Below are 12,632 nucleotides of genomic sequence, written 5' to 3'. Positions count from 1 at the left end.
TCCGACGGATCTCCAGCCCTCCGACCGCCGGTCAGCCGCGCGGGCGGCTCCACGGGGCGAAGGTCAGCGGCGGATTCGCGTTGCGCACCAGGGTCATGGCCTGCTCGGGCCACCAGGCGCCGGCCGCCGGGTCGACGGTGCCGTACTCCGGGTCGACCGTGCCGCCGGGGATGTTGCGGTTGCACTGGCCGTCGGACTGGCCGATGGTCTTGATCCACAGGTAGGCGTCGACCAGCGGGGTGCCGGTGGCGGCGGTGGGCCGGTCGCCGATGCCGCGGCCGGGCGGGTTGCACCAGACCTGCGGGTCTCCGCTGTACTTGCCGGGCGGCGGAGTCCAGGCGCCCTTGCCGTTGCGCCCGGTGTCGACGACGAAGTGGGTGAGCTGGTCGATCGGCGGGGTGCCGACGTTCTGCCGGAACCAGTCGTCGGTCCAGTGCCAGGTGCCGGGGTCGTCGGCGTCGACCGCGTTGCCGGGCTGCCCGTCGTTGGGAGCGGCGGGCGAGTAGTACTGGCTGGCGCACCAGTCGGTGTGGCCGCGGGCGTGCTCCGGGCCCTTGGTGGCGAACCACAGGCAGTCGGAGACCCAGGTGCCGTACCGGTCGGACGGGCCGGTGGCGAAGAAGTTGGAGACGTTCAGCGAGAAGCCCTGCGCGCGTTCGACGCCCGCGTCGAGCAGTCGCTCGGCGGCGTTCCCCACGCTCTGCCAGTGGCTGTTGCCGGCGTCGAGGTAGACGACCGTGTTGGGCTGCTGTTCGAAGGCGTCGATCCCGTGGCGCAGGTCGGCGAGCCGTCCGGCCGTGAGCACGCCGGTGGGGTCGCTGGTCGGCGAGCAGTCGGAGGGCAGGTTGGCGAGGGCGTCCGGTTCGAGGACGATCACGGCCTTCTCCTTGCCGACCCCTCGGGCCAGGGCCGAGATCCACTCCCGGTACTCGGCGTCGGACTGCGCGCCTCCGCTGGAGTACTGCGAGCAGTCCCGCAGCGGCACGTTGTAGGCCACGATCACCGGGACGGTGCCGGTCCGGGCCGCGCGGCGGACCAGGGAGCGGGCGCGGGACTCCGCCTCGGCGGGGGTGCCGTCGGTGAACCAGTGGGCCTGCGGCCAGCTCGCCAGCTCGGCCATCGCGGTGGCACCGGCGAAGTCGTGCTTCAGCAGGTAGCGGACGGCCTGCTTCGCGGCATCGCTGTCCGGGTCGACGTAGAAGCGGGTGCCGGCGGGCAGGGTGTGTCCGGTTCCCGGCCGGTCCTGGGCGTGGGCCGGGCCCGGCACGGCGAGCCCGGTCACCAGGGCGGCCAGTGCGACCGGGACCAGCGGGCGGGGGATGCGCGGTTTCATCGGGTTTCCTCGGGTGGGCGCCCGGGGCCGGCGCGACGGGCCGGCCCCGGGCGGGGGATGGTGATCCGCGGTCAGTAGCCGTAGATCAGCTTGTAGGCGACCTCGGGCAGGAACTGCCCGGCGGTGGATCCGGTGCCGGTGCCGCAGTTGCCGTCGGACTCACCGGGGGACTTGACCCACAGCAGCATCTCGGGGCCGCCGCCGGCGCGGGTGGTGGGTGTGCCGATCCGGCGGCCCGGCGGGTTGCACCAGGTGCCGTCGGAGCCGTTCCCGTTGCGGCTGGTGTCGACCACGTACGGCTTGGTGTAGCCGTACGAGGACTTCAGCGCCGAGCTGACGGCGTTGCCGTAGGTGGTGTTCTGAGCGGTGGTGTAGAAGTTCGACACGTTCAGCGAGAACCCGTGGGCTCCGCCGACTCCCGCGTCGGCCAGCAGCCTGGCCATGGTGGTGGCGCCGAGCCAGCCGGGGTTGCCGGCGTCCAGGTAGACCCAGGTGTTGGGGGCCTTGGCGGTGAACTGGGCGATGGCGTTGCGCAGCATGCCGTTGCGCTCGGAGATCTGGGCGGGTGTCATGCAGCTCTCGTGCCCGAGCGCGTCGGGTTCGAGGACGACCAGCGCGGGCCGGGTGCCGATGCCGCCGGCGAAGGCGGCGATCCAGGTGTTGTAGTCGGCGGCCGATCCCGCACCGCCGCCGGACTGACCGGCGCAGATGTCCCGGTTGGGGATGTTGTAGGCCACCAGGACGGGCAACTTCCCGGAGGCTGCCGCGGCGCCGACGTAGGAGCCGGTCGCCGTTCCGATGGTGCCGCTCCAGTTCCCGAACCAGCGGGCGGCCGGAACGTTGGCGATCGACGCCTGGATGGCGGCGGCGCGGCCGTCCCCGCGGTGGGAGTTGACCCACTGCTGGGCGCTGGAGTTCGGGTCGGTGTAGAAGCCGTTGGTCATTCCGGTGGGGTCGGCCGCGTACGCCGTCCCGGGGTGGACCGCGACCAGGAGGGCGGTCAGCGCTGGTGCGATGAGCAGAGCCGTGCTGCGGCGCGAGCGGCGCATGTGGCTTCCTCCGCTGTGGGTGGGGTGGGGGTGGAAGCGCTTCCAGTTGCCAGATGATTGATGCTTCCCAATGTGATGTCAAGAGTTCGGCACAACTTCCACCCGGCGCCCGGCGGCTGTACAGTCCCGAAACTGGAAGCGCTTCCAGTCGTTCCGGACGGACGGCGGTACGCTGTGCAACGGCATCACAACCGAGGTGGATCACCATGACGGACGAAGCGACGCACCGAAGGCCGACCCTGGACGAGGTCGCCGAGCGGGCCGGCGTGTCTCGCACGGCGGCGTCCAGGGCGCTCAACAACGCCCCGAACGTGAGCCGCGACAAGCGCGAGGCCGTGCTCCGCGCGATCGAGGAGCTCGGGTACGTCCCGAATCCGACCGCCCGCGCACTGGCGACCCAGCAGGCCGGGGCGGTGGCCCTGATCATCTCCGGCGAGGACCCGGCGGTGCTGGCCGACCCGTTCTACGGACAGGTCATCGCCGGCGCCTCGACCGTGCTGGAGGAGACCGACCTGCACCTGGTGCTGTGCCTGGCCACCTCCGCCCGCGGACAGGTCCGGGTCAAGCAGTTGCTGCGGACCCGCGCGGTCGACGGGGTGATGCTGATGTCCCTGCGCGGGGACGATCCGCTCACCCGGCTGGCCCTGACGGCCGGTGTGCCCGCCGTCTTCGGCGGCAAGCCGCTGCACGGCGACGTCCCGTACTACGTCGACGTCGACAACGTCCTCGGCGCCCGACAGGCGACGGAGCACCTGATCTCCCGCGGCCGCACCAGGATCGCGACCCTCACCGGGCCGCTGGACACCGACGTCGGCCGGGCCCGCAGGCGCGGCTACCTGGAGGCCATGACCCTCGCGGGCCTCCACTACCGCGCGGAGGAGAGCGGCGACTTCACCGAACGCAGCGGAATCGCCGCCATGGAGGCCCTGCTGGCCCGCCATCCGGACCTCGACGCGGTGTTCGCCGCCAACGACAACATGGCGGCCGGGGCCCTGCGGGTGCTGGACCGTGCGGGCCGGGCCGTTCCGGCCGACGTCGCCCTGGCCGGCTTCGACGGCCTGGCGGTTTCCGAGATCACCGAGCCACCGCTGACCACGGTCCACCAGCCGATACGGAACATCGGCCGGGAGATGACCCGCATGCTGCTCGCGCTGATCGCGGGTGAGAACCCGAGCCCGCTCGTCCTGCCCACCACGCTCGTCCAGCGCGATTCCACCTGACCTTCCGCCACCCCACCGCCCGCGCCGCACCGTCCTGCGGCGCGGCGGTCGACCACGCCCCTGACCAGCGGCTACACGTCCGGGGATCAGCCAAGATCACCTCTTGACAGCCGCCCACCACCGGGAGCAGGGTTTCACCCAACCTCCTGGGAGCGCTCCCATCCACCGCGCTCCACGGCCCCCGGCCGTGTCCCTCCGGGCGGTTTCCCACCCTTCGCGCCCCGCCACCACTCCTGGAGGATCCATGTCCCCGCACCGCCGTCCCCGCAGAACGGCCGCCCTCGTCTCCGCCGCCGCCGTCACCGCGCTGCTGGCGACCGGCTGCTCCTCGTCCGGCTCCGGCTCGGACGACCCGAACGCGAAGATCACGCTCAGCGTGGGCGACTTCGGCACCTTCGGCTACAAGGAGGCCGGGCTCTTCGACGAGTACATGAAGGCCCACCCGAACATCACCATCACCGAGAACACCACCACCCAGGAGGGCGACTACTGGACCGCCCTGCAGACCCGGCTGTCGGGTGGCGGTCTCGACGACATCCAGGCCCTGGAGGTGAGCCGGATCGCCCTGGCCACCTCCGACCAGCTCAGCGGCGCGTTCACCGACATGTCGAAGGCCGCGGGCGTCGAGAAGGACGCCTACCTGCCGTGGAAGTGGCAGCAGGCGACCACCGCCGACGGCCGGACCATCGGCCTCGGCACCGACGTCGGCCCGATGGCGATCTGCTACCGGCAGGACCTGTTCGCCGCCGCCGGCCTGCCCTCCGACCCGGCGCAGGTCAGCGCCCTGTGGGCGGGCGACTGGGCGAAGTACGTGGAGACGGGCCGCCAGTTCCAGGCCAAGGCGCCCAAGGGCACCTACTTCATGGACACCGCCACCGGGCTCTACAACGGCGTCGTCTCCTCCAGCGCCGAGCAGTACTACCGCAAGGGCAAGCTCGCCTACCAGGACTCCGCCGGTGTGCGCAGCGGCTGGAAGCTGGCCGCCGAGGCGGTCCAGGCCGGAGTCACCCAGGGGCTCAAGGAGTTCGACACCCCCTGGCAGACGGCGTTCTCCAACTCCACCTTCGCCACCACGGTCTGCCCGTCCTGGCAGCAGGCGAACATCGAGAAGTTCTCCGGCCCGGGCAACGCCGGCAAGTGGAACATCGCGCAGGCGCCCGCCGCCGGCAACTGGGGCGGCTCCTTCCTCGCGGTGCCGGCCTCCGGCAAGCACGTCGCCCAGGCCCAGGCGCTGGCCGTCTGGCTGACCGCGCCGGAGCAGCAGGCCAAGGTCTTCCAGAAGGTCGGCAACATCCCGGCCAACCAGAAGGCGTACGCGCTGCCCGGCGTCACCGACTTCACCAACCCCTACATCGGCCCGAAGGCCCCCACCGGCCAGATCTTCTCCACCGCGGCGAAGGCCATCACCCCGGCGGAGACCGGCCCCCACCACGGCGACCTGCACGGGGCGTTCAGCAACGGCGTGCTGCTGATGGAGCAGAACCACAAGAGCGCCGACGAGGCCTGGGCCGCCACCCTCAAGCAGGTGGCGAGCAGCGTCCAGTAGGTCCCGGGCGCAGCGCCGTACGGGCCCGACCGCCGGCTGCCCGTGCGGCGCCGCCCCGCCGCGGGCGGCCGGCCGGTTGCCCGCTCTCCCCACCCCTTTCACGAACGACGCGTCGAGCCACCCGGCGGTCGACACGGCACGGAGGAAACCTGTGGCCACCCCCACCCGCACGGACCGGAGCGACCCGGCCGGTCCGCCGCCCACCGCCCCGCAGGGCCGCCGGGAGCCGACCGCCCTGCGCAGCCGCCTGCACCGCTGGGGCCATCTCGCGTCGCCCTACCTGTTCGTCGCGCCCTTCTTCCTGGTGTTCGCCGCCTTCGGCCTCTTCCCGCTGCTGTACACCGGCTGGCTGTCCCTGCACCGGGTCAGCCTCTACAACGTGGACAAGGCCGACTGGGTGGGTCTGCAGAACTACTCGGACCTGCTGTTCGGCCCGCCCAGCCACTACTTCTGGAACGCCCTGGGCAACACCGTCACCCTCGGCGTGCTGTCCACCGTCCCGCAGCTGCTGGCCGCGCTCGGCCTCGCGCACCTGCTCAACTACCGGCTCCCGGCCCGCGGTTTCTTCCGCACCGCACTGCTCGCGCCGTACGCGACCTCGGTGGCCGCCGCCACCCTGGTGTTCGCGCTGATCTTCAGCCCCGAGGGCGGCATGGCCAACTGGCTGCTCGGCCTGGTGGGGGCGGGCCCGGTCCGCTGGGAGGCCGGACCGTGGAGCTCGCAGATCGCCGTCTCGGTGATCGTCATCTGGCGGTGGACCGGCTACAACGCGCTGATCTACCTCGCCGCGATGCAGGCCATCCCCCGCGAACTGTACGAGGCCGCCGCCATCGACGGCGCCAACCGCTGGCAGCAGTTCCGCAACGTCACCGTTCCCGAACTGCGCCCCACCATCCTGTTCACCGTCGTGGTCTCCTCCATCGGGGCCACCCAACTCTTCGGCGAGCCCTACCTCTTCGGCGGCCAGAGCGGCCACCAGGGCGGCGCGGACCACCAGTACGAGACCCTCGGCATCTTCATGTACGACCAGGGCTTCCACAGCAGCATGCTCGGCCGCGCCTCCGCCATCGCCTGGATCATGTTCGGCCTGCTCCTGCTGGTCGGCCTGGCCAACACCCTGATCGCCCGCCGCCTGCGCTCCGCCACGTGAGCGGGAAGGACCGGACCATGACCACCGCCTCCGACATCCCTGCCACCCGCCGCCGAGCGGGGCGACGGCCGCGGCTGCGCGCCTCCGGCGCGGGCGACCAGCACCGGGCCGGCCCGCTCGCCCTGACCACGCTGGTGCTGGTCGCGCTCGCCTCCCTGTTCCCGCTGTACTGGACCCTGGTCGCGGCCTCCACCGACAGCCACCGGGTGATCTCCACCCCGCCGCCGCTGCTTCCCGGCGGGAACCTGTTCCACAACGTCGGCTACGTCTGGCACAACGCCGGAGCGCGCGGCATGGGCGTCGCGCTGCTCAACTCGACCCTGGTCGCCGGTACCGTCGCGCTCAGCACCGTGGCGTTCTCCGTGCTGGCCGGCTTCGCGTTCGCCAAGCTGCGCTTTCCCGGCCGCGGCGCGCTGCTCGCCCTGGTGGTCGCCACCATGGCGGTTCCCGCCCAGGTCAGCATCGTCCCGCTGTTCATCCTGATGAAGCACCTCGGGCTGGGCAACCAGCTCGGCGCCCTGATCCTGCCGACGCTCGTCACCGCCTTCGGCGTGTTCTTCATGCGCCAGTACCTCACCCAGGCCCTGCCCACCGAACTGCTGGAGGCCGCCCGGGTCGACGGAGCCAACTCGCTCCGGGTCATCTGGCACGTCGTCGTCCCGGTCGCCCGGCCGGCCATGGCGGTACTGGGAATGCTCGCCTTCGTGCAGTCCTGGAACGACTTCCTGTGGCCCATCATCGCGATGAACGGCGCCACCAACCCCACCGTCCAGGTCGCCCTGGCCGGGCTGGGCACCGGTTGGTCCACCGACTGGTCGGTCATCACCGCCGGCGCGCTCGTCGGCACCCTACCGCTGCTGCTGGTGTTCACCGTCTTCGGCCGGCAGATCGTCGGCGGCATCACGCAGGGTGCCCTCAAGGGCTGATCAGGCCCCCTCCGCCACCTCCGCACACCTTCCTGGAGCGCCTCCCCCATGACCACCGCGTCCCCCTCCCCCCAGTCCCCGCGCCGCCCGTTCCCCGCGCACTTCGCCTGGGGCGCGGCCACCGCCGCCTACCAGATCGAGGGCGCCGTCGCCGAGGACGGCCGCACCGCATCGATCTGGGACACCTTCAGCCACACCCCCGGCAAGGTGGTCGGCGGCGACACCGGCGACATCGCCGTCGACCACTACCACCGGTTCCGCGAGGACGTCCGGATGATGGCCGACCTCGGCCTCACCTCCTACCGCTTCTCGCTCGCCTGGCCCCGGATCCAGCCCACCGGCCGCGGCCCCGCCGTCGAACGCGGCCTGGACTTCTACCGCGCCCTGTGCGACGAACTGCTCGCCCACGGCATCGCCCCCGTCGCCACCCTCTACCACTGGGACCTCCCCCAGGAACTGGAGTCCGCCGGCGGCTGGCCCCACCGCGAGACCGCCTTCCGCTTCGCCGAGTACGCCGGCCTCGCCGCCGAGGCCCTCGGCGACCGGGTCTCCACCTGGACCACCCTCAACGAACCCTGGTGCAGCGCCTTCCTCGGCTACGGCTCCGGCGTGCACGCCCCCGGCCGCACCAACCCCGCCGACGCCCTCAAGGCCGCCCACCACCTCAACCTCGGCCACGGCCTCGCCGTCGGCGCCCTGCGCTCCGCCCTCCCGGCCGGCTCCCGGATCGCCGTCTCGCTCAACCTGCACGCCGTCCGCCCGCTCAGCGGGCACCCGGACGACCTGGAGGCCGCCCGCCGGATCGAGGCCGTCGGCAACCGGATCTTCACCGGCCCGATGTTCGAGGGCGAGTACCCGGCCGACCTGATCGCCGACACCTCGCACCTCGTCAAGTGGGAGGAGCTCGTCCACGACGGCGACCTCGCCGAGATCAGCCGGCCGATCGACCTGCTCGGCCTCAACTACTACAACCCGACCGTGGTCTCCTCCGCCGGCAACGCCAAGGACCTCCCCCGGCACGACGGCCACGGCGACAGCACGCACAGCCCCTGGCCGGGCGCCGAGGACGTCGCCTTCCACCTCGCCAACGAGGACGTCACCGCCATGGGGTGGCCGATCGACCCGACCGGCCTGTCCGACTCGCTGACCTCGCTGTACCGCAAGCACGGGCTTCCGCTGCTGGTCACCGAGAACGGCGCCGCGTTCGAGGACGTCGTCTCCGCCGACGGCAGCGTCCACGACCCGGAGCGGATCCGCTACATCGAGGGCCACCTCGGCGCGATCGCCGACGCCATCGAGGCCGGCGCCGACGTCCGCGGCTACTACCTGTGGTCGCTGATGGACAACTTCGAATGGGCCTACGGCTACGGCAAGCGCTTCGGCATGGTCCACGTGGACTACGACACGCTGGCCCGCACCCCGAAGTCCAGCGCCCACTGGTACTCGCAGGTGATCCGCCGGGGCGGGCCGGCCTGACCGCCGCTTTATCGAAAGTTTCGAAGACACTTGGTCGAATGTTTCGCGTTGCCTTGCCGACGCCTGCGACATCCAGAAGATTCGACCGATTTCCTCCTCCAGGAATCTTCTGCGACACCGTACTGACCAGGGATTATTTGAATCAGGGTGGGGCGGGGCAGAGTTCGAATCTATCGGACCATCGACCGAAAGTATTGACAGCCCGTCAGGCTCAGGCCAACACTGTCGCCGTCGACAAATCCGAAGAGCCCGGACAGGGCTGTTTGCGCCAACTGGCCTGGCCTGCTTGGTCGTTCAGTCCATCCGACGCTCTGCACCGCCGCGCGACAGCGCCGCTGCCGACCGCCCCCACGGCCGGCAGCGGCCAGGTCCGCACTCCCCACCCACCCCCCAGCAGGACGGATCACTCCCGTGAACCTCCCCCGCACGAAGAGCCGCACGTCCGGCCGCCTCCGGCGGCACGCCCGCAAGGCACGCGCCCTCGCACCGGCCCTCGCGATCGTCCTGGTCCTGCCCGGCACGGCCGAGGCCGCGACCGTCACCGGGAACCAGACCGGTAGTGACGGCGGGTACTTCTACTCGTTCTGGACCGAAGGCACCGGAGCGGCGTCGATGTCCCTGAACGGCGGCGGCAACTACAGCACGTCGTGGACCAACGCCGGCAACTTCGTGGCCGGAAAGGGCTGGAGCACCGGCTCACGCAACCCGGTGACGTACTCGGGTACGTGGAGCACCAACGGGAACGCGTACCTGTCGCTCTACGGCTGGAGCACCAACCCGCTCGTCGAGTACTACATCGTCGAGAACTACGGCTCCTACAAGCCCACCGGCACCTACAAGGGCACCGTGACCAGTGACGGCGGGACGTACGACATCTACGAGACGACGCGCTACAACGCACCGTCCATCGAAGGCGTCAAGACGTTCAACCAGTACTGGAGCGTCCGTCAGGCCAAGCGGACGGGCGGGACCATCACCGTCGCGAACCACTTCGACGCGTGGGCCCGGTACGGCATGAACCTCGGCACCATGAACTACGAGATCATGGCGACCGAGGGCTACCGGAGCAGCGGCAGCTCCAACATCACGCTGGGCTCCTCCACCGGCGGCGGTACGGGCGGCGGTGGAGGCTGCACCGCAACGCTCTCCGCCGGCGCCTCGTGGAGCGACCGCTACAACCTGAATGTCTCGGTCACGGGGGCGAGCACCTGGAAGGTGACCGTCAAGGTCCCGTCCCCGGAGAAGATCAGCTCGACCTGGAACATCAACTCGTCCTACCCCGACGCCCAGACACTGGTCGCCACCCCCAACGGCGCGGGCAACAACTGGGGCATGACCATCATGAAGAACGGCAGCACCACCTGGCCCACGGTCTCCTGCAGCGTGGGCTGAGCCCGGCGAGGAGGGCCGGCTCCCTGCGCGCTGCACTGCCGTTCTCCCAGCTGCCAGGCAGGGCGAAGTGATGTGGGAGCGACAACACGACGCCCTGCCTGGTGCCCCGCAGCCTCCTCGGTGGGCGTCAGTTGCTCCCGTGGGCGGCGAGGGTGGCGGTGACGGTGTCGAGCAGCTCGTTCCAGGAGGTCTCGAACTTCTCCACGCCCTCGTCCTCGAGCACCTGGACGACGTCGTCGTAGTCGACGCCGGCGGCCGCGACGGCCTCCAGGACGGCCTTGGCGTCCGCGTAGTTCGGGCGGACGGTGTCACCGGTGACCACGCCGTGGTCGTCGGTGGCGTCCAGGGTGGCCTCGGGCATGGTGTTGACGGTGCCGGGGGCGACCAGCTCGGTCACGTACAGGGTGTCCGGGAGGTTCGGGTCCTTGACGCCGGTGGAGGCCCACAGCGGACGCTGCGGCTTGGCGCCGGCGGCCTCCAGCGCCTTCCAGCGGTCGGAGGGCTCCTGACGACCGTCGGCGGAGCCGAACACCTCTTCGTAGGCCTGGTAGGCGAGGCGGGCGTTGGCCAGGGCGGCCTTGCCCTTGAGCTCCTTGGCGGCGCCGCCGACCTTGTCGAGGCGCTTGTCGATCTCGGTGTCCACGCGGGAGACGAAGAAGGACGCGACCGACTCGATCGAGGAGAGGTCGAGGCCGGTGGCCTTGGCCTGCTCCAGACCGGTCAGGTAGGCGTCCATCACCTCGCGGTAGCGCTCCAGCGAGAAGATCAGCGTGACGTTGACGCTGATGCCCTTGGCCAGCACGGCGGTGATGGCGGGCAGGCCGGCCTTGGTGGCCGGGATCTTGATGAACACGTTCGGGCGGTCGACCAGCCACCACAGCTGCTTGGCCTCGGCCACCGTCGCCGCGGTGCTGTGGGCCAGGCGCGGGTCGACCTCGATGGAGACCCGGCCGTCGCGGCCGCCTGTGGCGTCGTAGACCGGGCGCAGCACGTCGGCGGCGTCGCGCACGTCCGAGGTGGTGATCATGCGGACGGCCTCGTCGGTGGTCAGCTTGCGGACCGCGAGGTCCTCCAGCTGGCCGGCGTAGGCGCCGTTGCCGCCGATCGCCTTCTGGAAGATGGTCGGGTTGGTGGTCACGCCGACCACGTGCTTCTCCTGCACCAGCTCGGCCAGGTTGCCGGAGTTCAGTCGCTCGCGGCTCAGGTCGTCCAGCCAGATCGCCACGCCCTCGTCGCTGAGGCGCTTCAATGCATCGGTCATGGGGGTCCTTTCGTTCTGTCCTGCGGGGAGCCGTCCGTCCGGGCGTGTGCCGCTCCGTCAGCGGCCGGCGGTGAACCGGTAGACCGTGGTGGAGCGGTACGCCTCGCCGGGGTGCAGGACGGTGGAGGGGTATTCGGGCCGGTGCGGCGAGTCGGGATAGTGCTGGGTCTCCAGGGCGATGCCCGCGTGGGCCAGGTAGGGGCGGCCGGAGCGCCCGGTGACCGAGCCGTCGAAGTGGTTCCCGGTGTATACCTGCAGGCCTGGCTCGGTGGTCCGGCACTCGAGGCGGCGTCCGCTGGCAGGGTCGGTCAGGACCGCTACGGTCCGCAGTCCCGTACCGTTCAGTACCCAGTTGTGGTCGTAGCCGCCGCCGGCCCGGTCGAGCTGCGGGTGGCGGGCGGCCAGCCGCTCGCCGATCGGACGGGTTTCCCGGAGGTCGAACGCGGTTCCGGTGACGGATTCGACGGGGCCGAGCGGGATCAGGTCCTCGTCGACGGGGAGGTAGCCGGAGGCGTCGACCCTCAGCAGGTGTTCGAGGACGGTACCGCTGCCTTCGCCCGCGAGGTTGAAGTAGGCGTGGTTGGTGAGGTTGACCACGGTGGACGCGTCGCTGGTGGCCCCGTACTCGATGGTCAACTCGCCGTCGGCATCGAGGAGGTAGCTGACCTCGGCGGTGAGTGCGCCGGGGAAGCCCTGGTCGCCGTCCGGGCTGTGCAGGCGCAGCCGGACCCCGACGCGCCCGTCCTTCCGGACGGGCACGCCTTCCCACAGCCGGGTCGCGAAGCCGTCCGGTCCCCCGTGCAGGGTGTGCCCGGTGTCCTGGGTGGCGAGCTGGTGGACGGCACCGCCCAGGGGCAGCTCGCCACCGGCCACGCGGTTGGCGTACCGGCCGACCGTTGCCCCGAAGTACGCCGCTCCGCCCAGCAGTTCCGCGACCTGCCCGCCTCCGAGGACGACGTTGGTGCGGTGACCGTCCCGGTCGGGCACGTGGATGGCTTCGAGGCGGGCCCCGAGGCTCAGCACTTCCGCCATGACGCCACCCGGAGCGCCGAAGGTCCAGCGGGTGATCCACCGGCCGTCGGGGAGCGGCGCGACCTGGGACTGGGCGATTCTCAGTCGCGCGGGACTGGCACCTGATTCGAGCGGCACGGCAACTCCGTTGGGCCTACGGCACGGGAAGGGACGACGACGCCCCGGGTACACGGGCGCCGTCGGTCCTGGGTGACAGGGATCGCCATCCGGAGGCATACGGTTCTCATCCCGTCCGGACGAGAGCGGC

At 71.1% G+C, this 12,632-nt stretch carries 10 protein-coding genes; 6 read left to right on the top strand and 4 right to left on the bottom strand.

Features of this window, described 5'->3' with window-relative positions:
• Nucleotides 1-31: 31 nt before the first annotated feature.
• Together ABEB06_RS33010 and ABEB06_RS33005 are read right to left on the bottom strand one after the other, a co-directional pair.
• Nucleotides 32-1,333 (bottom strand): glycoside hydrolase family 6 protein, encoded by a 1,302-nt coding sequence (locus ABEB06_RS33010; RefSeq protein WP_345700582.1) that lies wholly within the window; start codon nucleotides 1,331-1,333, stop codon nucleotides 32-34.
• A 71-nt stretch (nucleotides 1,334-1,404) separates the two neighbouring features.
• Nucleotides 1,405-2,382 carry a glycoside hydrolase family 6 protein gene (locus tag ABEB06_RS33005; RefSeq protein ID WP_345700581.1) on the bottom strand — a complete coding sequence of 326 codons (978 nt, stop codon included), beginning with the start codon at nucleotides 2,380-2,382 and terminating at the stop codon, nucleotides 1,405-1,407.
• 206 nt (nucleotides 2,383-2,588) lie between these two features.
• On the opposite strand from ABEB06_RS33005, the gene ABEB06_RS33000 reads away from it, so the two are divergent.
• The 6 genes from ABEB06_RS33000 (at nucleotide 2,589) to ABEB06_RS32975 (ending at nucleotide 10,092) form a co-directional block, all read left to right on the top strand.
• Nucleotides 2,589-3,602, top strand: coding sequence for a LacI family DNA-binding transcriptional regulator (locus ABEB06_RS33000; protein ID WP_345700580.1), 1,014 nt, complete (start codon nucleotides 2,589-2,591; stop codon nucleotides 3,600-3,602).
• Between the two features lie 244 nt (nucleotides 3,603-3,846).
• Nucleotides 3,847-5,148 carry an ABC transporter substrate-binding protein gene (locus ABEB06_RS32995; RefSeq protein WP_345700579.1) on the top strand — a complete coding sequence of 434 codons (1,302 nt, stop codon included), beginning with the start codon at nucleotides 3,847-3,849 and terminating at the stop codon, nucleotides 5,146-5,148.
• 151 nt (nucleotides 5,149-5,299) lie between these two features.
• Nucleotides 5,300-6,298: a carbohydrate ABC transporter permease gene (locus ABEB06_RS32990; protein ID WP_425559728.1), complete on the top strand. Its 999-nt coding sequence runs from the start codon at nucleotides 5,300-5,302 to the stop codon at nucleotides 6,296-6,298.
• A 17-nt stretch (nucleotides 6,299-6,315) separates the two neighbouring features.
• Nucleotides 6,316-7,224, top strand: a complete 909-nt coding sequence (locus tag ABEB06_RS32985; protein WP_345700578.1) for a carbohydrate ABC transporter permease — start codon at nucleotides 6,316-6,318, stop codon at nucleotides 7,222-7,224.
• A 48-nt stretch (nucleotides 7,225-7,272) separates the two neighbouring features.
• Nucleotides 7,273-8,700 (top strand): GH1 family beta-glucosidase, encoded by a 1,428-nt coding sequence (locus ABEB06_RS32980; RefSeq protein WP_345700577.1) that lies wholly within the window; start codon nucleotides 7,273-7,275, stop codon nucleotides 8,698-8,700.
• Nucleotides 8,701-9,111: 411 nt separating this feature from the next.
• Nucleotides 9,112-10,092 (top strand): glycoside hydrolase family 11 protein, encoded by a 981-nt coding sequence (locus tag ABEB06_RS32975; protein ID WP_425559727.1) that lies wholly within the window; start codon nucleotides 9,112-9,114, stop codon nucleotides 10,090-10,092.
• A gap of 127 nt (nucleotides 10,093-10,219) precedes the next feature.
• On the opposite strand, the gene tal is transcribed toward ABEB06_RS32975, so the two are convergent.
• A complete protein-coding gene (gene tal, locus ABEB06_RS32970) occupies nucleotides 10,220-11,353 on the bottom strand; it encodes a transaldolase (protein ID WP_345700576.1) in 1,134 nt (377 codons plus the stop codon).
• Between the two features lie 57 nt (nucleotides 11,354-11,410).
• Nucleotides 11,411-12,502: an aldose epimerase family protein gene (locus tag ABEB06_RS32965; protein WP_345700575.1), complete on the bottom strand. Its 1,092-nt coding sequence runs from the start codon at nucleotides 12,500-12,502 to the stop codon at nucleotides 11,411-11,413.
• Between the last annotated feature and the right edge of the window lie 130 nt (nucleotides 12,503-12,632).

It is taken from the genome of Kitasatospora terrestris (assembly GCF_039542905.1).
GTDB classification, from domain to species: Bacteria; Actinomycetota; Actinomycetes; order Streptomycetales; family Streptomycetaceae; genus Kitasatospora; species Kitasatospora terrestris.
This window is presented reverse-complemented; position numbering and strand designations above follow the sequence as displayed.

What these genes read in the sequence shown, in the direction of transcription:
- ABEB06_RS33010 (WP_345700582.1), bottom strand. Translation starts at nt 1,333, where the DNA reads ATGAAACCGCGCATCCCCCGCCCGCTGGTCCCGGTCGCACTGGCCGCC.
- ABEB06_RS33005 (WP_345700581.1), bottom strand. Translation starts at nt 2,382, where the DNA reads ATGCGCCGCTCGCGCCGCAGCACGGCTCTGCTCATCGCACCAGCGCTG.
- ABEB06_RS33000 (WP_345700580.1), top strand. Translation starts at nt 2,589, where the DNA reads ATGACGGACGAAGCGACGCACCGAAGGCCGACCCTGGACGAGGTCGCC.
- ABEB06_RS32995 (WP_345700579.1), top strand. Translation starts at nt 3,847, where the DNA reads ATGTCCCCGCACCGCCGTCCCCGCAGAACGGCCGCCCTCGTCTCCGCC.
- ABEB06_RS32985 (WP_345700578.1), top strand. Translation starts at nt 6,316, where the DNA reads ATGACCACCGCCTCCGACATCCCTGCCACCCGCCGCCGAGCGGGGCGA.
- ABEB06_RS32980 (WP_345700577.1), top strand. Translation starts at nt 7,273, where the DNA reads ATGACCACCGCGTCCCCCTCCCCCCAGTCCCCGCGCCGCCCGTTCCCC.
- tal (WP_345700576.1), bottom strand. Translation starts at nt 11,353, where the DNA reads ATGACCGATGCATTGAAGCGCCTCAGCGACGAGGGCGTGGCGATCTGG.